Annotated in this window: 23 protein-coding genes; 7 read left to right on the plus strand and 16 right to left on the minus strand. The window is 72.8% G+C overall.

What is annotated here, in order from left to right; translation table 11 throughout:
* Positions 1-3: 3 nt before the first annotated feature.
* Both ACLJN9_RS10285 and ACLJN9_RS10290 read left to right on the plus strand, forming a co-directional pair.
* Positions 4-600: a TetR family transcriptional regulator gene (locus tag ACLJN9_RS10285; RefSeq protein ID WP_410810914.1), complete on the plus strand. Its 597-nt coding sequence runs from the start codon at positions 4-6 to the stop codon at positions 598-600.
* Between the two features lie 186 nt (positions 601-786).
* Positions 787-1,194, plus strand: a complete 408-nt coding sequence (locus ACLJN9_RS10290) for a hypothetical protein (RefSeq protein ID WP_410810915.1) — start codon at positions 787-789, stop codon at positions 1,192-1,194.
* A gap of 64 nt (positions 1,195-1,258) precedes the next feature.
* Here the strand turns inward: ACLJN9_RS10290 and ACLJN9_RS10295 are convergent, their stop codons facing one another.
* The 3 genes from ACLJN9_RS10295 to ACLJN9_RS10305 form a co-directional block, all read right to left on the minus strand.
* On the minus strand, positions 1,259-2,008 hold the full coding sequence (locus ACLJN9_RS10295; protein WP_410810916.1) for a DUF2470 domain-containing protein: 750 nt from the start codon (positions 2,006-2,008) through the stop codon (positions 1,259-1,261).
* A 99-nt stretch (positions 2,009-2,107) separates the two neighbouring features.
* Positions 2,108-3,880: an ABC transporter ATP-binding protein gene (locus ACLJN9_RS10300; protein ID WP_410810917.1), complete on the minus strand. Its 1,773-nt coding sequence runs from the start codon at positions 3,878-3,880 to the stop codon at positions 2,108-2,110.
* Positions 3,881-4,053: 173 nt separating this feature from the next.
* The gene (locus ACLJN9_RS10305; RefSeq protein ID WP_410810918.1) at positions 4,054-5,937 is read right to left on the minus strand and encodes an ABC transporter ATP-binding protein; all 1,884 of its coding nucleotides are present in this window, start codon (positions 5,935-5,937) and stop codon (positions 4,054-4,056) included.
* Between the two features lie 176 nt (positions 5,938-6,113).
* On the opposite strand from ACLJN9_RS10305, the gene ACLJN9_RS10310 reads away from it, so the two are divergent.
* The 3 genes from ACLJN9_RS10310 (at position 6,114) to ACLJN9_RS10320 (ending at position 9,782) form a co-directional block, all read left to right on the plus strand.
* Positions 6,114-6,743, plus strand: a complete 630-nt coding sequence (locus tag ACLJN9_RS10310) for a TIGR03085 family metal-binding protein (protein WP_410810919.1) — start codon at positions 6,114-6,116, stop codon at positions 6,741-6,743.
* Between the two features lie 199 nt (positions 6,744-6,942).
* A complete protein-coding gene (locus tag ACLJN9_RS10315) occupies positions 6,943-7,818 on the plus strand; it encodes a terpene synthase family protein (protein ID WP_410810920.1) in 876 nt (291 codons plus the stop codon).
* Between the two features lie 137 nt (positions 7,819-7,955).
* Positions 7,956-9,782, plus strand: coding sequence for an AMP-dependent synthetase/ligase (locus ACLJN9_RS10320; RefSeq protein ID WP_410810921.1), 1,827 nt, complete (start codon positions 7,956-7,958; stop codon positions 9,780-9,782).
* A 66-nt stretch (positions 9,783-9,848) separates the two neighbouring features.
* On the opposite strand, the gene ACLJN9_RS10325 is transcribed toward ACLJN9_RS10320, so the two are convergent.
* Positions 9,849-11,306 (minus strand): PLP-dependent aminotransferase family protein, encoded by a 1,458-nt coding sequence (locus tag ACLJN9_RS10325; RefSeq protein ID WP_410810922.1) that lies wholly within the window; start codon positions 11,304-11,306, stop codon positions 9,849-9,851.
* A 58-nt stretch (positions 11,307-11,364) separates the two neighbouring features.
* Between ACLJN9_RS10325 and ACLJN9_RS10330 the strand changes: the two genes are divergently transcribed.
* Positions 11,365-12,027, plus strand: a complete 663-nt coding sequence (locus ACLJN9_RS10330) for a YczE/YyaS/YitT family protein (RefSeq protein WP_410810924.1) — start codon at positions 11,365-11,367, stop codon at positions 12,025-12,027.
* A 102-nt stretch (positions 12,028-12,129) separates the two neighbouring features.
* A complete protein-coding gene (locus ACLJN9_RS10335; protein WP_410810925.1) occupies positions 12,130-12,591 on the plus strand; it encodes a hypothetical protein in 462 nt (153 codons plus the stop codon).
* Positions 12,592-12,597: 6 nt separating this feature from the next.
* Here the strand turns inward: ACLJN9_RS10335 and hisF are convergent, their stop codons facing one another.
* The 12 genes from hisF to hisD all read right to left on the minus strand — a co-directional run bounded on the left by hisF (position 12,598) and on the right by hisD (position 21,047).
* Entirely contained in the window at positions 12,598-13,365 is a 768-nt protein-coding gene (gene hisF / locus ACLJN9_RS10340) for an imidazole glycerol phosphate synthase subunit HisF (protein WP_410810926.1), read from the minus strand.
* Positions 13,366-13,438: 73 nt separating this feature from the next.
* Positions 13,439-14,437, minus strand: coding sequence for an NADP-dependent oxidoreductase (locus ACLJN9_RS10345; RefSeq protein ID WP_410810927.1), 999 nt, complete (start codon positions 14,435-14,437; stop codon positions 13,439-13,441).
* A 47-nt stretch (positions 14,438-14,484) separates the two neighbouring features.
* Positions 14,485-14,916: an organic hydroperoxide resistance protein gene (locus ACLJN9_RS10350; RefSeq protein ID WP_410810928.1), complete on the minus strand. Its 432-nt coding sequence runs from the start codon at positions 14,914-14,916 to the stop codon at positions 14,485-14,487.
* A 5-nt stretch (positions 14,917-14,921) separates the two neighbouring features.
* Positions 14,922-15,368 (minus strand): MarR family winged helix-turn-helix transcriptional regulator, encoded by a 447-nt coding sequence (locus tag ACLJN9_RS10355; protein WP_410810929.1) that lies wholly within the window; start codon positions 15,366-15,368, stop codon positions 14,922-14,924.
* A gap of 92 nt (positions 15,369-15,460) precedes the next feature.
* Positions 15,461-15,850: a RidA family protein gene (locus ACLJN9_RS10360; RefSeq protein ID WP_410810931.1), complete on the minus strand. Its 390-nt coding sequence runs from the start codon at positions 15,848-15,850 to the stop codon at positions 15,461-15,463.
* Complete coding sequence (gene priA, locus ACLJN9_RS10365) at positions 15,847-16,572, minus strand: bifunctional 1-(5-phosphoribosyl)-5-((5-phosphoribosylamino)methylideneamino)imidazole-4-carboxamide isomerase/phosphoribosylanthranilate isomerase PriA (protein ID WP_410810932.1); 726 nt, start codon at positions 16,570-16,572, stop codon at positions 15,847-15,849. The genes ACLJN9_RS10360 and priA overlap by 4 nt, the downstream gene beginning before the upstream one ends.
* A 14-nt stretch (positions 16,573-16,586) precedes the next feature.
* Positions 16,587-16,910, minus strand: a complete 324-nt coding sequence (locus ACLJN9_RS10370) for a hypothetical protein (protein ID WP_410810933.1) — start codon at positions 16,908-16,910, stop codon at positions 16,587-16,589.
* A 39-nt stretch (positions 16,911-16,949) separates the two neighbouring features.
* Entirely contained in the window at positions 16,950-17,582 is a 633-nt protein-coding gene (gene hisH / locus ACLJN9_RS10375) for an imidazole glycerol phosphate synthase subunit HisH (RefSeq protein ID WP_410810934.1), read from the minus strand.
* On the minus strand, positions 17,579-17,752 hold the full coding sequence (locus tag ACLJN9_RS10380; RefSeq protein WP_410810935.1) for a hypothetical protein: 174 nt from the start codon (positions 17,750-17,752) through the stop codon (positions 17,579-17,581). Before ACLJN9_RS10380 ends, hisH begins: the two co-directional genes overlap by 4 nt.
* 176 nt (positions 17,753-17,928) lie before the next feature.
* Positions 17,929-18,540 (minus strand): imidazoleglycerol-phosphate dehydratase HisB, encoded by a 612-nt coding sequence (gene hisB / locus ACLJN9_RS10385; RefSeq protein ID WP_109820540.1) that lies wholly within the window; start codon positions 18,538-18,540, stop codon positions 17,929-17,931.
* The gene (locus ACLJN9_RS10390; RefSeq protein ID WP_410810937.1) at positions 18,537-19,610 is read right to left on the minus strand and encodes a histidinol-phosphate transaminase; all 1,074 of its coding nucleotides are present in this window, start codon (positions 19,608-19,610) and stop codon (positions 18,537-18,539) included. Before ACLJN9_RS10390 ends, hisB begins: the two co-directional genes overlap by 4 nt.
* A 114-nt stretch (positions 19,611-19,724) precedes the next feature.
* The gene (hisD, locus tag ACLJN9_RS10395; protein WP_410810939.1) at positions 19,725-21,047 is read right to left on the minus strand and encodes a histidinol dehydrogenase; all 1,323 of its coding nucleotides are present in this window, start codon (positions 21,045-21,047) and stop codon (positions 19,725-19,727) included.
* Between the last annotated feature and the right edge of the window lie 170 nt (positions 21,048-21,217).

Genomic DNA, 21,217 nt, shown 5'->3' on the forward strand with positions numbered 1-21,217 from the left:
GCGATGGCGCGGCGGACCGGCCGGCGACCCGGCAACCCGGACACGCGGGAGTCGATCCTCGACGCTGCGCGGACAGCGTTCGCCCAGCGCGGCTTCCAGGCCGCGTCGATCCGTGCCATCGCCAGCGTCGCCGGGGTGGACCCGGCACTGGTCCACCACTATTTCGGCACCAAGGACCAGCTCTTCCTGGCCGCGATGAACTTCCCGGTCGACCCGGGGGAGGTGGTGCCGAAAGTGCTCGCGGGCGGCCAGGACGGCGTCGGCGAACGGTTGGTGCGCGCCTTCCTCGGCGTCTGGGACTCTCCCGCCGGCACCGCCGGGATCGCGCTGCTGCGCTCGGCGGTGAGCAACGAGTGGACCGCACGGCTGTTGCGCGAGTTCATCACCACGCAGGTGCTCCGCCGGGTGCTCGACCAGCTCGACGTCGATTTGGGCGAACTGCCGCTGCGCGGGTCGCTGGTCGCCACCCAGCTGATCGGATTGGCCATGATGCGACACGTGATCCGGCTGGAACCCGTGGCGTCCGCCGATCCGGAGACCCTGGTCGCCATGGTCGGCCCCACCGTCCAGCGGTACCTCACCGGACCTCTTCCGACGTAGGCGACCCACCCCGGGCCGGCGCGGCGCTCACTGTGGGCGGTGGTCTCTCCGCAGGGGATGGTGCGGGAACATCGGCGGCCCCGGGCGTCGCATCCGTGACAGAATCCGGATCATCGTCGTCGCGCAGTTGCGGGCCGTGACATGCCAGGTATCTGGCACCCTCCGACAACGTCAGGAATGCCGATCATGAGCCGATCGACCACACCCGTTCTGCGGGCTCTCGGACAGGCAGCCCTCGGCGCTCTTCTGCTGACCACCGGTACTGGTCACCTGACGACGAAGCGCCGCGAGTTCCGGGCGCAGGTGCCCTCCTGGCTGCCGGCCGACCCTGACAAGGTCGTGGTCGCGTCCGGCTTCGTGGAGATCGCGCTGGGGTCGGCACTGCTGGCGACATGGCGCCAGCCCGCCCGCCGGTTGCTCGGTACGGCGGTCGCCGGCTTCTTCGTCGGGGTGTTCCCCGGCAACATCGCCCAGTACGTCGAACGCCGCGACGGCTTCGGGCTGGACACCGACCGCAAGCGGGCGCTCCGTCTGCTCGGCCAGCCGGCGCTGGTGGCGTGGGCGCTCGCCGCGACCCGTGATCGACCCCGCTGACGGCATCTGCGGCCGGCGCACGGTCGGACGTCCCGGTCCGTGCTGGTCGAAGACGAGCGCGCGGTCAGTACGGCGGGTGGGCCTCGGCCGGGCGGCGCAGCGGCGGCAGCAGGCGGGCCAGCTCGACCGGATCGACCACCGGGCACGGAAAGGCCAGCCGGACCCGTCGCCGGGCGCCGGGCCGGCCGAGGGCGACCACCAGCCCGTAACGGTCGATGCGCACCACCCGGGGTGGACCGTCCGGCGTCTGCTCGGTCAGCCCGAGCTGCCGGCGCAGGTAGTCCGTCACCGGGGCGGCGTCGCGTTCGGCGAGGTCGGCCAGCAGCCGCGCCTCGACCGGGTGCACCGGGTCCGGCTCGGCCTCGGCGTACTCTCCCGGGTCGATCCGCTGAACGACGCCGGCGCGCTCCCAGCGCACCTCGACCACCTCGAAGCGGAACAGCCGGAAGCGGACGCCCAGGTCGAGCAGGTCGCCGGTCGGGTCCACCGCGGCGAAGTCGACGGCCGCGCCTCGGGCCTCGGTGCCGTGCAGTTCGGCGGCCCAGCCGGAGACCCAGGCCCGGCCCAGGCCCGGTGCGCCGGCGGCGGGCGGCAGGTCGAGTACGTCCAGCACCACCCCGACGTCGGCGCCCCCGGCGGCCGGCCGCAGCGCGGCGGCCAGGTGGCTGGCCACCGGAACCAGCAGCAGCACCCGGCCGTCCGGGTCTGTCACGTGTCGGGCGTGGTGCGGGCCCGGCCGATGGGCCAGGTGGACGAGGCCGGGCAGCCGGCCGGCGACGAGGGTACGAACGATCTCGGCGGGGCTGGGCCGCATCGGGCGACCTCCTTCAGAGGTTAGGCTTACCTAACCCGGAGCCTAGAGCACCCGGCCGGCGGCGTCCAGCCGTTCCGGCGCAGGTGGCCGGTGCTTCCCTCACCGGGTCTGCTCCAGCCAGGAGGCGTACAGCAGGCCGTAGATCGAGTCGGGGTCGCGGACCAGCTCGTCGTGCGGGCCGCGCTGCACGATCCGCCCCCGGTCCACCACGATCACCTCGTCGGCGGCCTGCGCGGTGGAGAGCCGGTGCGCGATGGCCAGGGTGGTCCGACCCCGGGTCACCGCGTCCAGGGCGCGTTGCAGCCGCACCTCGGTCGCCGGGTCGACCGCGCTGGTCGCCTCATCCAGCACCAGCAGGTCCGGATCGGCCACGTACGCGCGGGCCAGCGCCACCAACTGCCGCTCCCCCACGCTGAGCGCCTCCCCACGCTCACCGACCGGAGTGTCCAAACCGGCCGGCAGGCCGTCCAACCAGTCCGCCAGGCCCAACTCGCTGAAGGAGGCGGTGAGCTGCTCGTCGGTCAGATCCGGCCGGGCGAACCGGACGTTGTCCCCGACCGTCGCGTCGAACAGGAACCCGTCCTGCGGCACCATCACCACCCGCGACCGCAGCGAGTCGAACCGGACCTCCGACAGCGGAACCCCGGACAGCAGCACCGCACCCCCCGACGGATCCATCAGCCGGGTCAGCAGCTTCGCGAAGGTGGTCTTGCCGCTGCCGGTCTCGCCGACCACCGCCACCCGACTCTTCGCCGGGATGTCCAGGTCGATGTCCTGCAGCACCGGCGGGCCACCCGGATAGGCGAACCGCACCCCGGCGAACCGGATGTCCAACGGCCCGCCCGGCAACTCCCGCCCCTGCTCCCCCGGGTCGGCGACATCCGGGGCGACGTCCAACACGTCCAACACCCGCCGCCAGCCCGCTATCGCGTTCTGCGCCTCGTTGAGCACCTCGGTGGCGATCTGCACCGGCTGGATGAACAGCGTCACCAGGAACAGGAACGCGGTCAGCTGACCGATCGACAACGTGCCGTCGACCCCCAGCGTCACCCCGAGCACCACCACACCGGCCAACGCCACACCGGCGGCCAGCTCACCCACCGAACTGCCCACGATGCTGATCCGGATGGCCCGCTGCTGCGCCGCGCGTTGGCTGTCGATGGCGTCGTCCAGCCGGCGAGCGGTGCGGCCCGCGATGCCGTACGCACGGATCACCGGCGCGCCCACCACGCTCTCGCCGATGGCGCCGAGCAGCGTGCCGGTGCGCTCACGCACCGTCGCGTACGCCGAGCCGAGGCGGCGTTGCAGTTGCCGGATGATGAACACCGCCGGCAGGAAGGCCGCCAGCACCACCAGGGTCAACTGCCAGGAGTACGCCAGCATCACGGCCGTGGTGACCACCAGCTGGCCGAGGTTGACCAGCAGGATCACCCCACCCCACTGGAGGAACTGGGTGATCTGGTCGACGTCGCTGGTGACTCGGGAGACCAGCGAGCCACGACGCTCCGACTGCTGGTGCAGCATCGACAGGTCGTGGACGTGCCGGAACGCCCGGGTCCGCACGTTCGCCAACGCCGTCTCGCTGACGGTGAACAGTCGGCGCATCATCAGGTAGCCGCAGACCGTGGTGACCACGAGGATCGCCCCGGTGATCGCCACCACCGACCAGACCACGTCCAGGTTCAGGCCGCCGATGATGCCCCGGTCGATGCCCTGCTGCACGGCGACCGGCACGGCCACCCGGCCGACCATGTACACCAGCGCCAGGGCCAGGGTGCCGGCCAGCCCGGTCCGCAACTCCGGCGAGAGCGCCAACCCCCGACGCAGCGTCTGCCACGTCGTCTCCACCCGCTCGTCCGTCTCCGCGCTCACCGGGCTTGCCTTTCGTTCGCGACTGCGGGGCTCCGCTGCGCTGCACTCCTCGCGCTCACCGGGCTCGCCTTTCGTTCGCGACTGCGGGGCTCCGCTGCGCTGCACTCCTCGCGCTCACCGGGCTCGCCTTTCGTTCGCGACTGCGGGGCTCCGCTTCGCTGCACTCCTCGCGCTCACCGGTCCACCTCGATCTCCAGGCCCGACGGCAGCGGGGCGACCTCGTCCTCGTACGGCTGCTCCTGTGCGCGGTCGACCTCGGCCTGCTCGTAGGCGGTGACCAGGTCGACGTAGCCGGGCACGGTCGCCAGCAGCTCCGTGTGCGTGCCCCGGGCCACGACCCGCCCCTGCTCCACGTAGATGACCTCGTCGGCCAGCGCGATGGTGGCCCGGCGGTACGCCACCACCAGGATCGACGCGGCCGGCACCCCCGACTCGGACGCCGACGAGCGGAGCCCGGCCAGGATGGCCGCCTCCACCCGGGGGTCCACCGCGCTGGTCGCGTCGTCGAGCACCAGCAGGCGCGGCCGGCCGGCCAGCGCGCGGGCCAGGGTGAGCCGCTGCCGCTGCCCGCCCGACAGCGAGGTGCCCCGCTCACCGACCATGGTGTCGAGTCCGTCGGGTAGCGCCGCGACGAACCCGTCGGCCTCGGCCAGCCGCAGTGCCGCCCAGACGTCCTCGTCGTCGATGCCCGGCCGGTCGAGGGCGATGTTGGCCCGGACCGTGTCGTCGAAGACGAACGGCACCTGGGCGACCAGAGCGACGGTGCCGGCGAGCGACGCGGCGGTCAACTCTCGCACGTCCACCCCGTCCAGCTCGACCCTGCCGTCGTCCGGGTCGACCAGGCGCACGGCCAGCGAGGTGATGGTCGACTTACCCGCGCCGGTCGGCCCGACCAGGGCCACCGTGCGTCCGGCCGGCACCGTGAAGCCGACCGCGCCGAGCACCTGCGCGCCGCTCTGGTGCGCCTCGGCGGGCGGGTAGGAGAAGTGCACGTCCGTGAAGGTGATGGTGGCCGGCGCCCCGGTGGCCGGGTCGAGCACCCGCCGCCCGTACGGCATCTCGCCGGTGGCGTCGAGGACCCGGCGCACCCGGTCCCAGCCGGCGACGCTGCGGGGCAGCTCGGCCAGCACCCAGCCGATGGCGCGCACCGGAAAGGCCAGCACGGTGAAGAGAAAGGCGACACTGACCAGCTCCGTGACGCTGATGGCGCCCTGCCGCAGCCGGAACGCCCCGACCACCAGCACAGCCAGGGTGCCGAGGCTGGGCAACGTCTCCAGCAGCGGGTCGAAGACGCCCCGCAGCCGGCCGACCGCGATCAGGGCGTCGCGCAGCTCACCGGCGCGCCCGGAGAACCGCGCCGTCTCCTGCGCCTCGCGACCCATCGTCTTGACCACGAGGGCGCCGTCGAAGCTCTCGTGGGCGATCCCGCTGACCTCGGCGCGCAGCCGCTGGGCCCGGGCCTGCCGGGGTGCCATCCGGCGGGAGTAGACCACGTTGAGGGCGAACAGCGCCGGAAAGACCGCGAGGCCGACCAGCGCGAGGGCCCAGTCGGTGGCGAAGAGCGAGATGATCGCGCCGACCAGCATCACCAGCGTGCCGACGGCGAAGGGCAGTGGCGCGATCGGGTACCAGGCCGCCTCGACGTCGGAGTTGGCGTTGGAGAGCAGGGTGCCGGTGGCGTTGCGGTGGTGCCAGGACAGCGGCAGGTCCAGGTAGCGGCGGGTGACCCGGCGACGGTAGGCGGCCTGGAGGCGGAACTGCATGTAGCCGGCGCCGAGCCGGCGGCCGAAGATGCCCACCACCCGCACCACGCTGATCCCGAACAACGCGACCGCGGCCAGCGCCAGGGTGCCGGTGGCCACCTGGCCGCGGGCGATGGCGGGCACCACCACGTCGCCGACGACCCCGCCGACCACGTACGCGCTGACGATGACCATGGAGCCGAACAGCACACTGCCGACCACCGCCACCGCGAAGATCCGCGGCTGCTCCCGGATCGCCTGCCGGAGGACCCCCAGCCCTCGACCCAGTACGTCCCGACTTGTCCTGCTCGCCACGCTCTCCCCCGCCGTAAGCCACAATTATCTCCCTCATCCTTACCCGTCCGAACCACCCCCGCCGATTCGGACCGGATATGTCAACCGTCACCCGTTCCGAGGTCGCACCGTGCCGCCACCGCGCCTCGACGTCCGCTGCCGCGCGCCGGAAGGCGACCGGGCCTACCATCGGGGCCATGCCGCGGTACGCCCGAGCCGAGCGCGAGGCGCTCGCCGATCTCCTGCTGGCCCTCGGGCCGGATGCTCCGACGATCAACGAGGGCTGGGCCACCCGTGACCTCGCCGCGCACCTGGTGCTGCGGGAGCGCCGCCCGGACGCGGCGGGTGGGCTCGTGCTGGCGCCGCTGCGCGGGTACGCCGAGCGGGTCCGCCGGCGGCTCGCCGCCCGGCCCTATCCCGAGCTGGTGGCACAGGTGCGTCGCGCGCCGGTGTGGAGCCCGGTCAGCAACCCGTTGACCGACGAGCTGGCCAACACCCTGGAGTTCTTCATCCACCACGAGGACGTACGGCGGGCCAGCTCGGGGTGGCTGCCGCGGGAGCTGCCGCACGGCCTTCAGGCCACGCTCTGGAAGCGGGCCGCTCCGCTGGCCCGGTTGACGCTGCGCCGCTTTCCGGCGGATCTCTACGTGCAGGCACCCGGGTACGGCGAGATCTCCGTCGGCCGCGGCGGCGAGCCGCTGCGGGTGGTCGGCGCACCGGCCGAGCTGGTCCTGTTCCTCTCCGGCAGGCAGCGGGTGGCCCGGGTCCAGGTGGACGGTCCGGAGTCGTCCGCCCGGCAGCTGCGCAGCGCCAGCCTGGGCTTGTAACTTTCTGTGCTTATTCGGTCACGATCCGGGTGTGGGGTGCGCCACACCCAGCGATGCGGGCCGATCCTTACTCCCGTACGCTTCACCGCGCCGTTCCGCGCCGGGGCGGCACGAGTGGGGGCGGACCATGCGGAGTTTCGCGATCTCGGCGCTGGTGGAGCCCCCTTTCTCGCCGGGGCGCCATGCGGCCACGGATCGGGTGGCGAGCGAGAGCGTCGAGTGGGCGCGGGCGTTCGGACTGGTCGATTCCGGACATCAGGTATGGCGGCTGCTGATGGCGGATGCCGCCGGCCTGGCCGGACGGGCCTGCCCGGACGGGCCGGTCGACGGGCTGCAGCTGCTCACCGACATGATCTCGTGGCTCTTCGTCATGGACGACGCCTGCGACGAGGACGGCCTCGGCGCTGATCCGGGCCGACTGGCTCCGGCGATCGCCACCCTGCTCGACGTGCTGGACCGGTGCGGGGACCCGGACGTCGTTCCGTCCGCCGCGGGGCCACTGGGTGACGCGCTGCACGACCTGTGCCGCCGTACCCGGGCGCGCGGCCGGCCGGCCCTGCTGCTGCGTTTCGTCAGCCAGGTGCGCGAGTACCTGCTCGCACTGCTCTGGGAGGCGACCAACCGGGAGCGCCGGCGGGTGCCCCCGGTGGCGGAGTACGTCCAGCTGCGCCGACACATCGGCGGCGTACACCCCTGTCTCACCCTGACCGACCTGGCGTCCGAGGAGCCGTCCGGGCCGGCCGGCCGTGCCGAGCCGGCGATGGTCACCCTGGAGATGCTGGCCGTCGACCTGGTCTGCTGGTGCAACGACCTTTTCTCCTACGGCAAGGAGAGCCGGGCCGATCCGGACGCGCACAACCTGGTGACGGTGATCGCCCAGGAGAGCGGCACGGACGAGGCGGTCGCACTGCGGGCGGTGGCGGACCGGTTCAACCGTGGCCTGGCGGCGTACCTGGTCGCGGAGGGGGCGCTGCTGGCCGACGGGGACGACGGCTTGCGGCCGGCGCTGACGGCCCGGCGCAACTGGGTCCGGGCCACCTACGACTGGTCACTGGTGGCCGCCCGGTACGCCTGATCCAGCCGTACCGGTCGGCGGGACGGGGGCGCCGGACGATCACCGGGGCTAGCCGATGCCCGTGGCAGGCAATACCCTTCGGTAACCACCATGACGTGACGATCGTCACGCCACCACCCCCGAAGGCGGCTACAGAGATGGCTCTCGATGTCCCGTACCGCTCCATCCCGGACATGTTCCTCAAGCGCGTGGCGGCCACCCCCGACCGGCACGCGTTCGCCTCCCCGAACTCCGACGACTCGGGTCCGGTATGGCTGACCTGGGACCAGGTCGGCCAGCGCGCCAAGGCGGTCGCCGCCGGCCTGCACGGCCTGGGCGTCGGCCAGGAGGATCCGGTCGCGATCCTCGCCAACACCCGGCTGGAGTGGGTGATCGCCGACCTCGGCATCATGTGCGCCGGCGGAGCCACCACCACGGTCTACCCGACCACCGAGCCGGCGGACGCGACCTACATCATCGCCGACTCCGCCTCGCGGGTGCTGTTCGCCGAGGACCCGGCCCAGGCCGCCAAGATCGCCGGTGCCGACCTGCCCGCGCTGACCCACATCGTGCTCCTCGACGGCGTCGCCGACGACACCGCCGGCGTTCCCCAGCTCACGCTGGCCGAGCTGGAGCGGCGGGGCGCCGACGCGCTGGCCGCGGAGCCGGATCTCATCGACATGCTGGTCGCCGGCATCGGCCCGGAGCACCTGGCCACCCTGATCTACACCTCCGGCACCACCGGCCGTCCCAAGGGCGTCGAGTTGCTGCACGGCGGCTGGTGCTGGGAGGCCGTGGCGCAGGCCGAGGTCGGGCTGCTGCGCGACGACGACCTGCAGTACCTGTGGCTGCCGCTGGCCCACTCCTTCGGCAAGACGCTGCTCTGTGGCGCCATCCACGTCGGCCTGCCCACCTACGTCGACGGGCGGGTGGAGAAGCTGGTCGACCTGCTCTCGGTCATCCGGCCGTCGCTGATGTGCGGCGCGCCACGGGTGTTCGAGAAGGTCTACAACCGCGCGGTCACCACCGCTCAGGACGCCGGCGGCGCGAAGGCGAAGATCTTCGCCTGGGGCGTCCGGGTCGGCAAGGCGAAGGTTGCCCTGGAGCAGGCCGGCAAGCCGGTGCCCGGCGGGCTCAGGCTGCGCTACGGGGTGGCCGAGAAGCTGGTGTTCAGCAAGCTCCAGGCCCGCCTGGGCGGCCGGATGCGGGTGCTGGTCTCCGGCGCCGCTCCGCTCAGCCCGGAGATCGCCACCTTCTTCGCCGCCGCCAACCTGCCGATCTCCGAGGGCTACGGCCTCACCGAGACCAGCGCCGGCAACTTCGTCAACCCGCCGTCGGGGCTGCGGATCGGCACCGTCGGCCGGGCGATGGGTGACCTGGAGTGCCGGATCGACACCGACGGGGAGATCCTGGTCCGCGGCCGGCCGGTCATGCGGGGCTACCACAACCTGCCGGAGGAGACCGCCGCCGCGTTCACCGAGGACGGCTTCTTCCGTACCGGCGACATCGGCAGCCTCGACGCCGACGGCTACCTGCAGATCACCGATCGTAAGAAGGACCTGGTCAAGACCTCGGGCGGTAAGTACATCGCGCCCTCGCACATCGAGGGGATGTTCAAGGCGATCTGCCCGTACACCTCGCAGGCGATCGTGATCGGCCAGGCCCGCAACTTCTGCACGATGCTGGTCACCCTGGACCCGGACGCGATCCAGGGTTGGGCGGCCGGCGGGCCGCTGGAGGGCCGCGACTACACCGCCATCGCCGCCTCGCCCGAGGCGCAGGCGATGGTCGAGGAGTACGTCGCCCAACTCAATGCCAAGCTCAACCGCTGGGAGACGATCAAGAAGGTGGCGATCCTGCCGCGGGACCTGACCATCGAACACGGCGAGATCACGCCCTCCATGAAGATCAAGCGACGCGGTGTGGAGGGCAACTTCGCCGCCGAGATCGACCGGATGTACGCCGGCACCCTCGCCGAGCTCTGAGCTCGACCCGCCGGTGGCCCCGTAAACCCGTCCGAGGGGCGGGGCCACCGGCGTTTCCAGGACTGCTCAGGCGATGACGGCGGGCTCCCGCCACCTCTGCCGGCCAGCCCGGTCCAGGTCGTAACGAACCGCGGCGATCCGCCCGACGGCCTCCACCAGATCGGCCGCGGGAAGGGTGAACGGCAGCCGCAGGAAGCGCTCGAGCGTGCCGTCGAGGCCGAACCGGGGGCCGGGCGCCAGCCGGACGCCGACCTCCTCGGCGGCCCGGGCCAAGGCGGTGGAGACCGGACCGTCCAACTCGGCCCAGAGCGTCACGCCGCCGCGCGGCACGGTGATCCGCCAGTCCGGCAACCGCTGCTCCAGCGCGCCGAGCAACGCGTCGCGCTGTGCGGTGAGTTGGACGCGGCGGTCCGCGACGATGGCCGGCGCATCGGCCAGCAGATGCACCGCGACCAGTTGGTCCAGCACCGGGCTGGCCATGTCCATACCGACCCGGACGGCGGCCAGACGCTGGACCTGCGGCGCGGAGGCGCGTACCCAGCCGATCCGCAGGCCACCCCAGTACGGCTTGCTCATTCCACCGATGCTGACCACCCGGGAGTGCCGGTCGAAGGTCGCCATCGGTGGGGGCAGCTCGGTGCCGTCCAGAGGAAGGTCCACGAAGGACTCGTCGATGATCAGGTCGGTGCCGACGGCGTGGGCGGCGGCGACGACCCGCTCGCGCAGCGATGCCGGCATCAGATGACCGGTCGGGTTCTGGAACTCCGGGATCAGGTAGGCCAGCTTGGGCCGGGTCTGCCGGAGGCTTCCCAGCAGCAGGTCGGACTCCCAGCCGCCGGCATCGGCGGCCAGGCCGTGGGTGGTGATCCGGGCTCGCCGGCTGGCCAGCGCGGCGAGCGCGTTCGGGTAGGTCGGGGACTCGACCAGCACGCTCCCGCCGGGGGCCAGTGCGAGCCGCAGCACCAGGTCCAGGGCGTGCTGGGTGCCGCTGGTGACCATGATCTGGTCGGCCGAGGTGGGCAGGCCACGGGCGGTGTACCCGTCGGCCACCGCCTCGCGCAGCTCGATGACACCGGTCGGGTGGTAGCCGGCCCCGCCCAGGTAACGCGGCAGATCCTCGGCGGCGGCGCGGGCAGCGGCGAGCAGTTGCGGCGGAGCGGCCAGCGCGGCGACGCCGAGGTCGATCATCTCCCGGTCGTCGAGGGGGGTCCACAGGCCGGTGCTGGCCACCCGATGGTTGCCGGGCAGCATGGTCCAGCTGCCCGCGCCCCGCCGGCTGGCCAGGTGCCCGGTCTCGCGCAGTTGCCGGTAGGCGGCGGTGACCGTGGTGCGGCTGATCCGCAGCGCCTCGGCCAACTCCCGTTCGGCGGGCAGGCGGACACCCAGCGGCAGGCGGCCGTCAGCGAGCAACCCCCGTACGGTGCCGGCCAGGGCAGCGTAGTCGGGGCTCCGCCGTCGACCCGGAAGTGCGTGCCACTGGCCGAGCAGCCGGGCCAATTGGACGCCCCGTACTTCATTGGCCATGCCACTCCTCGAATATTGGCTTCTTCGTTCGCCGCGATTGGCCCCTAGAGTGGCACGCATGGCATTGATTGGCAATCTGCGTCATCGGCCGGTGCGACGGCTGACCCAGCTCTACGTCGGGCTGGCCCTCTACGGGATCGGCATGGCCCTCATGATCCATTCCGATCTGGGCCTCAACCCGTGGGACGTGTTCCACCAGGGCCTGGCCAAGCTGACCGGGCTCTCCTTCGGCACCGTCACCATCGCGCTGGGCGCGCTGGTGCTGCTGCTCTGGATCCCGCTGCGACAGCGGCCCGGCCTCGGCACCGTCAGCAACGTGGTGGTGATCGGACTGGTGGTGGACGCGACACTGGCTCTGCTACCGGCCGGCGGCCCGCTCGGCGTCCGGATCGCGCTGCTGGTCACCGGGATCCTCGCCATCGCCGCCGCCACCGGCCTGTATCTCGGCGCCCAGTTGGGCCCCGGCCCTCGCGACGGGCTGATGACCGGCATCGTGGCCCGCCGGCCCGGCTGGTCGATCCGGCTGGTGCGCACGGTCATCGAGGTCACCGTGCTGGCGCTGGGCTGGCTGCTCGGTGGCACGGTCGGCTGGGGCACCGTCGCGTTCGCGCTGGCCATCGGCCCGCTGGCGCAACTCTTCATTCCGCTGTTCGCGGTGCCCGAACCGGGCGACGCCGCACCCGCGACCGGGGCCGTCGCGCCGGCCACTCCGGCCTGCTGAGTCCTCACCGCCCGTTCGTGCACCGGCACACGGTGGTGGTGCGGTGGGCCGGTTTGGTGGGTGGGTGTTCCCTTCCACGACGCTCGCCGTCATCATCTCTGCATGGGGGAGAACGGTTGGCGCTGGACGGACGCCTGGATCTTCGTGTCGCTGGTCATCGCGAGCGGGGCGGGGCGGCACCGCCGGTCGGCGACCAGCCGCCGGCCGGAGGGCGTCCGGCTGACCGACGTGCTCTCCACCGCCGATCACCTCAACCGGGCGATCCCGCAGCGCCACGAGGTCGAGGCAGCAGTCCAGCGGCTGGTCGGCGCGGGGTTGGTCAGCGTCACCGACGGCTGGTTCGGGATCACCGCCGATGGCGAGCAACTCTGGCGCAGCCGGCCACGCGCCGGGGTGGCAACCATGGTGGACACCGTGCAGGGGGTGCTGAGCCGCCGGCACGCGCCGGTCAGCGCCGACTGGAGCCTGGACGAGGCCGACCACGCGGCGGCCGTCCAGGAGTATGCCGTCCGTTCGATCCCCACGCCCCGGCGTTCGCCGGAGGGTCACTCCGGCGGGCACTGAGCCAGCTCAGCGAACCGGGTGGCCGCTGCGGCGCAACGCGTCCTTGACCTGCGTCACGGTCAGCTCGCCGAAGTGGAAGACGCTGGCGGCGAGGACCGCGTCCGCGCCGGCGCCGATCGCCGGCGGGAAGTGCGCCACCGCACCGGCCCCACCGCTTGCCACCACCGGCACGTCCACCACTGCCCGGACCGCCGCGATCAGCTCCAGGTCGAAGCCCGCCTTGGTGCCGTCGGCATCCATCGAGTTGAGCAGGATCTCCCCCGCCCCCAGCTCGGCACCCCGCTGCGCCCAGTGCACCGCGTCGATTCCGGTGCCGCGCCGACCGCCGTGGGTCGTCACCTCGAAGCCGCTGGGCGTGCCGCCGGTCGGGGCGCGGCGCACGTCGAGGGAGAGCACGAGCACCTGCCGGCCGAAGCGCTCGGCGATCTCGGCGATCAGCTCCGGGCGGGCGATGGCGGCGGTGTTCACGCCCACCTTGTCCGCGCCGGCGCGCAGCAGGGTGTCCACGTCGGCGACCTGCCGGACCCCGCCGCCGACGGTCAGCGGGATGAACACCGACTCGGCGGTGCGGCGCACCACGTCGAGCATGGTGCCGCGGTCGCTGGAGGACGCCGTCACATCGAGGAAGGTCAGCTCGTCCGCGCCGGCCCGATCGTAGGCGGCGGCCAGCTCCACCGGATCGCCGGCATCGCGGAGGTCCAGGAAGTTGACCCCCTTGACCACCCGCCCGGCGTCCACGTCCAGACAGGGGATCACCCGTACCGCCACCGTCATGCCGCGAGCCTATCCTCCGCACACGGCACGGCGGCCGGCCCGTTCGGGCCGACCGCCGGAAACGAGGTTCGGGTCACACCCGGACGAGCATCTTGCCCAGGTTCTCGCCGCGCAGCAGACCGAGGAACGCCGCCGGCGCGTTCTCGATGCCGTCCACGATCGTCTCGTCGTAGCTGAGCCGGCCCTCGCGCAGCCAGCCGGCGACGTCACGGACGAACGCCTCACGCACGTGGCCGTGGTCACCGACCAGGAAGCCACGCAGGGTGAGCCGCTTGCCGATGACCAGCGCCAGGTTGCGCGGCCCGGCCGGCGGCTCGGTGTCGTTGTACTGCGCGATCATCCCGCAGATGGCGGCCCGGCCGTGCAGGTTCATGGCCGAGATCGCCGCCTCCAGGTGGTCGCCCCCGACGTTGTCGAAGTAGACGTCGACGCCGTCTGGGGCCGCCGTCCGCAACGAGTCACGGACCGAGCCGTCGTGGTAGTCGAAGGCGGCGTCGAAACCCAGCGCCCGCAGCCGCTCCACCTTGGCCGCCGAGCCGGCGCTGCCGACCACGCGACCGGCGCCCTTGAGCTTGGCGATCTGGCCGACGAGGCTACCCACCGAGCCGGCCGCCGCGGAGACGAAGACCGTCTCGCCGGGCTTCATGGCGGCCACGTCGAGCAAACCGGCGTACGCGGTCAGCCCGGGCATCCCCAGCACGCTGAGGTACGCGCTGACCGGGGCCAGACCCGGGTCGACCTTGCGGGCGCCGGTGGCGTCGAGCACGGCGTACTCCCGCCAGCCCAACCCGTGCAGCACGGTGTCGCCGACGGTGACGCCCTCGGCCTCACTGGCGACCACCTCGCCGACGGCGCCGCCGTCCAGCGGGGCGTCGAGAGCGAACGGCGGCACGTACGACTTCACGTCGTTCATCCGGCCCCGCATGTACGGGTCGACCGACATGTACGAGTTGCGGACCACGATCTGGCCCGGTCCGGGCGTCGGGACGTCGGTCTCGACGAGCCGGAAGTTGTCCTCGGTGGGCCAGCCGTCGGGGCGGCTGGCCAGGTGGATCACACGGTTGCTGGTCACGGGGTGGTCGTCCTCTCGTCCGCGGTGGGTGGCCTGGGCGGGCGACGTCACGCCGCCAGGGTCTCGCGGACGGTCAGCGTGACGTCGATGTTGCCGCGGGTGGCGTTGGAGTAGGGGCAGACCTGATGGGCCTGCTCGACGATCTGCTCGGCGGTCTGCCGGGGCACGGCGGGGAGATCGACGACGAGCTGCACGGTGAGCCCGAACCCGCCGCTGCCGTTCGGGCCGATGCCCACCTCTGCGGCGACGATCGAGCCGGTCACGTCGGCCTTGGCCCTGCGGCCGACCAGCCTCAGCGCGGAGTGGAAGCAGGCCGCGTAGCCGGCGGCGAAGAGCTGCTCCGGGTTGGCGCCGCCGCCGGTGCCACCCATCTCCTTCGGCACGGCCAGGTCGAGGACGACGGTGCCGTCGGAGGTCTCGACGCGGCCGTCCCGGCCGTCGCCGCTGGCGGTGGCGGACGCGGTGTAGACAACCTGCATGATGGTCACTGCTCCTTCTGTCGGGTGATGGTGTCGGTGACCCGGGTGAGGGTGTCGCGCAACGCGACGAGCTCGGCGACACCCAGACCGGTGGCCCGGGCGATCCGCAGCGGGACGTCGTCCACCTGCTGCCGCAGCGCCCGGCCCTGCTCGGTGAGGCTCACCTCGACCCGTCGCTCGTCGCGCGCCGACCGCCGCCGCACCACCAGGCCCGCCCCCTCCAGCCGCTTGAGCAGCGGGGAGAGCGTGCCGGAGTCCAGCAGCAGCTCGCCGCCCAACTCGGAGACCGTGGGGGCGTCGTCGGGGCGCTCCCACAGCACCAGCAGCACCAGGTACTGCGGGTAGGTCAGCCCGAGCGCGTCGAGGATCGGCCGGTAGACGTCGGTCAGGGCGCGCGACGCGGCGTAGAGCGCGAAGCACACCTGCCGGCGCAGCACCAGGTCATCGGTCACCGGTGAACCGTAGCCCGCAATTAGATTGTGCACAACCTATCGGGCCGGAGGGCAGCCATGACGACGGTCACCGACGAAGCCGCCCCACCGCCTCAGCGGTCGGCGAGATACGCCTCCAGCTCCACCTCGACCAGGTGCTCCGGATCCAACAGACCGGCCACCACCACCAACGTCGCCACCGGCCGGACCGCACCGAACACCACGTTGTGCGCCCGGCCCACCTCGTCGGCGTGCAGCCGATCGGTCACGTACATCCTGGTCCGGATCACGTCGCCCGGCCCCGCGCCCACCTCGGCGAGCGCGGCCAACCCGATCCGCAACGCCTGGGCGGTCTGCGCCGCCGCATCCCCGACGTGCACCACCCGGCCGTCGACCGTGGCCGTGCAGCCGGCCGTCCAGGCCAGGTCACCGGCTCGGACCACCCGGGAGTACCCGTACCGCTGCTCCCACGGCCCGCCCGAGCCGAGGCGGGTGACCGTCACGCCTCGGCCAGCGTCCGCAGCGCCTCGGCCACCGTGAACGCGCCCGCGTAGAGCGCCTTTCCGGCGATCACGCCCTCCACCCCGATCGGCTCCAGGGTGGCCAGGGCCCGCAGGTCGTTCAGGGTGGACACACCACCGGAGGCGATCACCGGGGCGTCCGTACGGCCACACACCTCCCGCAGCAGATCCAGGCTCGGCCCCCGCATGGTGCCGTCCTTGGTGATGTCGGTGACCACGTACCGGCTGGCACCCGCCTTGTCCAGCCGCTCCAGCACCTCGTACAGGTCACCGCCGTCGCGGGTCCAGCCACGAGCGGAGAGGGTACGACCACGCACGTCCAGCCCGATGGCGACCCGGTCGCCGTACTCCCCGACCACCCGGTCACACCAGACCGGATCCTCCAGCGCGGCGGTGCCGATGTTGACCCGGGCCGCCCCGGTGCCCAGCGCCGCGCGCAACGACTCGTCGTCGCGGATGCCCCCGGACAGCTCCACCTTCACGTCGAGCTGACGCACCACCTCGGCGAGCAGGTGCGCGTTGGTGCCCCGGCCGAACGCCGCGTCCAGGTCGACCAGGTGGATCCACTCGGCGCCGTCACGCTGCCAGGCCAGCGCGGCGTCCAGCGGGTCACCGTAGATGCTCTCGCTACCGACTTCGCCCTGCACGAGCCGGACGGCCCGGCCGTCAGCGACGTCCACGGCGGGTAACAGGGTGATGCTCAACGTCTTCTCCTCGGTCAGGTACGACGGTCCAGGGCGATCACGACGATCGCGGGCAGTGCGAGCAGCAGCAGGACGATCAGCGCGACACGCAACGCCAGATCGTCGACGAACGTCCAGAGCAGGATCAGTGCCGCACCGGTGAGCAGCACGATCGCGGCTCGCTCGCCCCGGGTGTGCCGGGCGAGCCGGCCCGACCGGCCCCACCGGATCCGCGGCGTCAACCGGCGGACCAGCGCCCGGCGGCGCTGCCGGCGGGACACCCTCCGCTGCCGGGCCGCGCGCCCCCGCGCCAGCTCCGCCTCCCGTTCCGCCCGACGGCGGGCCCGCTCCCGGCTCACCGCGACCCCCGCCGGGCGGGCAGCGGGAGGCAGCGACGCTCAGTCACCGCTGCGCAGTGTGGCAAGCCAGTTGCGCAACAGCGCGGCACCGGTGTCGGCAGACTTCTCCGGATGGAACTGGGCCGCCGAGAGCGCACCGCGCTCGACACCGGCGACGAAGTCGGTCTCGTGGTGAGCCGTGGTCACCGTGGCGCCGGCAGCGGCGAGCGCGGCCGGCTCACCCATGGCGTACGAGTGGACGAAGTAGAACCGGCTCTGCGCCGGCAGGCCGGCGAAGAGCACCGACTCCCGGGGCGACCGAACCGTGTTCCAGCCCATGTGCGGCAACCGGGTGGCGGCCAGCCGGGTCACCCCGCCGGGCAGCAGACCGAGCCCCTTGGTCACCACACCGTGCTCGTCCCCGTGCTCGAAGAGCACCTGCATGCCCACGCAGATGCCGAGCACCGGCCGGCCGGCGGCCACCCGCTCCGCGATCACCGGGCCGGCACCGAGCGCCTCGATCCCGGCCATGCACGCGGCGAAGGCACCCACCCCCGGCACCACCAGACCATCCGCGGCGGCCGCCGCGGCAAGGTCGTCGGTCACCCGCACGTCCGCGCCAGCGGCGGCCAGCGCCCGCTCGGCCGACCGCAGATTGCCCGAGCCGTAGTCGAGCACCACGACGTCGCTCACGAGTTCTCCCCCGGCAGCAGCCAGAGCACCCCGCCGACCGTGGCGAGCACGGCGAGCACGGCGGTGACCACGAGGGCGCCCCTCGGCGCGCCCTGGCGGTACAGCGACCACGCGCCCCCCACCAGCACCCCGGCCAGGATCAGCAACAACGTCGGCAACGCGGCCCCCATCAGTGCCCCCTTCCATTCGCGACTGCGGGGCTCCGCTGCGCTGCACTCCTCGCGCTCATCAGTGCCCCCTTCCATTCGCGACTGCGGGGCTCCGCTGCGCTGCACTCCTCGCGCTCATCAGTGCCCCCTTCCATTCGCGACTGCGGGGCTCCGCTGCGCTGCACTCCTCGCGCTCATCAGAGAGCACCCTTCGTGCTCGGGATCGCACCGGCCGCACGCGGGTCGATCGCGGTGGCCTCGCGCAGCGCCCGGGAGACCGCCTTGAACTGGGCCTCCACCACGTGGTGGGCGTCCGGGTGACCGCCCGGCCGGGCCGCCCGCAGAACGTCGACGTGCAGCGTGATCCGGGCCGCCTGGCCGAAGGACTCCCAGATGTGCCGGGTCATGCTGGTCGGGTAGACCGGGCCGATGTACGGCGCCAGCGCGGGCTCGTCGTGCACCACGTACGGCCGGCCGGACAGGTCCACCGCGGCCCGGACCAGCACCTCGTCCATCGGAACGGTCGCCGAGCCGTACCGTCGGATGCCCGCCTTGTCGCCCAGCGCCTGGTCGAACGCGGCACCCAGGGCGAGCGCCGTGTCCTCCATGGTGTGATGCGCGTCGATCTCCAGGTCACCCACCGTGCGCACGGTCAGGTCGTAGCCGCCGTGCCGGGCGATCTGGTGCAGCATGTGGTCGTAGAAACCGACGCCCGTGCTGATCTCGGCCGTGCCGGTACCGTCGAGGTCGATCTCGACGAGGACCTTGGTCTCCTTGGTGATCCGCTCCACCCGGGCGGTCCGGCTCATCGCACAGTCTCCATTGCAGATAGGAAGGCGTCGGTCTCGGCGGCGGTGCCCGCGGTCACCCGCAGCCAGCCGGGTAGGCCGACGTCACGGACCAGCACGCCCTGTGCCAGCAGAGCGTTCCAGACCGTGGTCTGGTCGCCGCCCGGCTCGAAGAGCACGAAGTTGGCGTCGCTGTCGGCCACCCGCAACCCGCGCTCGCGCAGTGTCGCCACGATCCGGTCCCGCTGCACCATGATCGCGCTCACCGTACCGAGCAGGGCGTCGCGGTGGGCCAGCGCCGCGCGGGCGGCGGCCTGGGTCAGCGCCGACAGGTGGTACGGCAGCCGGACCAGCTGCACCGCCTGCACCACCGCCGCGTCGGCGGCGAGGTAGCCCAGCCGCCCGCCGGCGAAGCCGAACGCCTTGCTCATCGTCCGGGTGACGACCAGCCGCGGGTGCCCGGGCAGCACCGCGAGCGCACTGACCGTGCCCGGCCGGGCGAACTCGGCGTACGCCTCGTCGACGACCACCATGCCGGGCGCGGCGTCGAGCACCGCGGTGATCACCGCCGGGTCCAGTGCGGTGCCGGTGGGGTTGTTCGGCGAGCACAGGAAGACCACGTCTGGCCGGTGCTCGCGGACCTGGGCCGCCGCCTCGGCCGCGGTCAACCCGAAGTCGACGCCGCGCCGCGCGGGCACCCACCGGGTTCCGGTGCCGAGCGCCAGCAGGGGATGCATCGAGTACGCCGGAACGAAGCCGAGCGCGCTGCGCCCCGGACCGCCGAAGGCCTGTAACAGTTGCTGCTGGATCTCGTTGGAGCCGTTGGCCGCCCACACCTGCCGGGCGGTGAGCCCGTGCCCGAGGTATCCGGCCAGGTCCGCCCGCAGCGCCACGGCGTCCCGGTCCGGATAGCGGTTCAAATCGCGCAGCTCGGCCGCGAGTGCCTTGCCGATCGCCTCGACCACGGGCTCCGGCACCGGGTAGGAGTTCTCGTTGGTGTTCAGCCGCACCGGCACGTCCAGCTGCGGCGCCCCGTACGGCGACAGCCCCCGCAGGTCGTCGCGAATCGGCAGGTCATCCAGCGTGCTCACGGCATCACCTCTGTTCGCGACTGCGGGGCTCGCAAACCCGACTCACTCCTCGCGCTCACGGCGCCACCTCTGTTCGCGACTGCGGGGCTCGCAAACCCGGCTCACTCCTCGCGCTCACGGCGCCCCTCCGGAAAAGCGGGCCTGGACCGCCTGACCGTGCGCCGGCAGATCCTCCACGTTCGCGAGGGTGACCACGTGCGGAGCCACCTCGCGCAGCGCGTCCTCCGTGTACTCGATCAGGTGCACACCACGCAGGAAGGACTGCACGGACAGACCGGAGGAGTGCCGGGCGCAGCCGCCGGTGGGCAGCACGTGGTTGGAGCCGGCGCAGTAGTCACCGAGCGACACCGGCGACCAGGCACCAACGAAGATCGCTCCGGCGTTGCGTACCCGCAGCGCCCACTCCCGGGCGTCGACCGTCTGGATCTCCAGGTGCTCGGCGGCGTACGCGTCGACCACCCGCAGCCCTGCCTCCAGATCGTCGACCAGGACCACGCCGCTCTGCTCGCCGGTCAGGGCGGTGGTCACCCGCTCGGTGTGTTTGGTGGCCGGCACCTGCCGGGTCAGCTCCCGCTCGACCGCCTCGACCAGGGCCACCGACGGGGTGACCAGCACGCTCGCGGCGAGCGGGTCGTGCTCGGCCTGGCTGATCAGGTCGGCGGCGACGTGCACCGGGTCGGCGGTGTCGTCGGCCAGGATGGCGATCTCGGTGGGCCCCGCCTCGGCGTCGATGCCGACCACGCCGCGCAGCAGCCGCTTGGCGGCGGTCACCCAGATGTTGCCCGGGCCGGTGACCAGGTCGACAGGCTCGCAGCGGGCGTGACCCGTCGGGTCCACGGCGGCGCCGTACGCCAGCATCGCCACCGCCTGGGCGCCACCCACGGCGTAGACCTCGTCGACGCCGAGCAGCGCGCACGCGGCCAGCACCCGGGGGTCGGGCAGGCCGCCGTTGTCCTTCTGTGGCGGGCTGACCACCACCAGTGAGCGCACCCCGGCCGCCTGGGCCGGGACCACGTTCATCACCACGGTCGACGGGTACATGGCCAGCCCACCGGGGACGTAGAGGCCCACCCGGTCGACCGGCAGCCACCGTTCGGTGACGGTGCCGCCGGGCACCACCTGGGTGGTGTGCTCGGTGCGCCGCTGGTCGTCGTGCACCCGACGGGCGCGGGTGATCGACTCCAGCAGCGCGGCGCGCACCGACGGCTCGAGCACCCCCTCGGCCTCGGCGATCGCCTCGACCGGCACCCGCAGCACCTCCGGGGAGACCCCGTCGAACCGCTCGCTGGCCTCCCGGATCGCCGGGTACCCATGCTCCCGGACCGCCTCCACGAGCGGCCGGATCCGCTCGACGGCCACCGACACGTCGAGCTGGGCACGGGGCAGCAGGCGGCGTGGGTCACCGAGACCATCGCGCAGGTCGATCCGATTCAGCACCCTTGCGAGTCTAGGCGGCCGGTCGGGAGCCTCTCCGGCCCGCCCGCCGGTCGGGGCGGTGAGCCGGGCCGGAGCCACCCGCGTTCCGGGCGGCGGGCGAGGATCGGCGTGCCCGGGGCGAGCGCGTCCCCACAACACGCCCGGACACCCGGTGAACGTTCGTCGACGCC

It is taken from the genome of Micromonospora sp. 067-2 (genome assembly GCF_046549295.1).
Classification (GTDB): domain Bacteria; phylum Actinomycetota; class Actinomycetes; order Mycobacteriales; family Micromonosporaceae; genus Micromonospora.

Excerpts from the sequence above, each read along its gene's own strand:
- ACLJN9_RS10325 (WP_410810922.1), bottom strand. The coding sequence starts at position 11,306 with ATGGCCAATGAAGTACGGGGCGTCCAATTGGCCCGGCTGCTCGGCCAG.
- ACLJN9_RS10320 (WP_410810921.1), top strand. The coding sequence starts at position 7,956 with ATGGCTCTCGATGTCCCGTACCGCTCCATCCCGGACATGTTCCTCAAG.
- hisB (WP_109820540.1), bottom strand. The coding sequence starts at position 18,540 with ATGAGCCGGACCGCCCGGGTGGAGCGGATCACCAAGGAGACCAAGGTC.
- ACLJN9_RS10310 (WP_410810919.1), top strand. The coding sequence starts at position 6,114 with ATGCCGCGGTACGCCCGAGCCGAGCGCGAGGCGCTCGCCGATCTCCTG.
- ACLJN9_RS10330 (WP_410810924.1), top strand. The coding sequence starts at position 11,365 with ATGGCATTGATTGGCAATCTGCGTCATCGGCCGGTGCGACGGCTGACC.
- hisF (WP_410810926.1), bottom strand. The coding sequence starts at position 13,365 with ATGACGGTGGCGGTACGGGTGATCCCCTGTCTGGACGTGGACGCCGGG.
- ACLJN9_RS10295 (WP_410810916.1), bottom strand. The coding sequence starts at position 2,008 with ATGCGGCCCAGCCCCGCCGAGATCGTTCGTACCCTCGTCGCCGGCCGG.
- ACLJN9_RS10380 (WP_410810935.1), bottom strand. The coding sequence starts at position 17,752 with ATGGGGGCCGCGTTGCCGACGTTGTTGCTGATCCTGGCCGGGGTGCTG.
- ACLJN9_RS10285 (WP_410810914.1), top strand. The coding sequence starts at position 4 with ATGGCGCGGCGGACCGGCCGGCGACCCGGCAACCCGGACACGCGGGAG.
- ACLJN9_RS10335 (WP_410810925.1), top strand. The coding sequence starts at position 12,130 with ATGGGGGAGAACGGTTGGCGCTGGACGGACGCCTGGATCTTCGTGTCG.
- ACLJN9_RS10350 (WP_410810928.1), bottom strand. The coding sequence starts at position 14,916 with ATGCAGGTTGTCTACACCGCGTCCGCCACCGCCAGCGGCGACGGCCGG.
- ACLJN9_RS10290 (WP_410810915.1), top strand. The coding sequence starts at position 787 with ATGAGCCGATCGACCACACCCGTTCTGCGGGCTCTCGGACAGGCAGCC.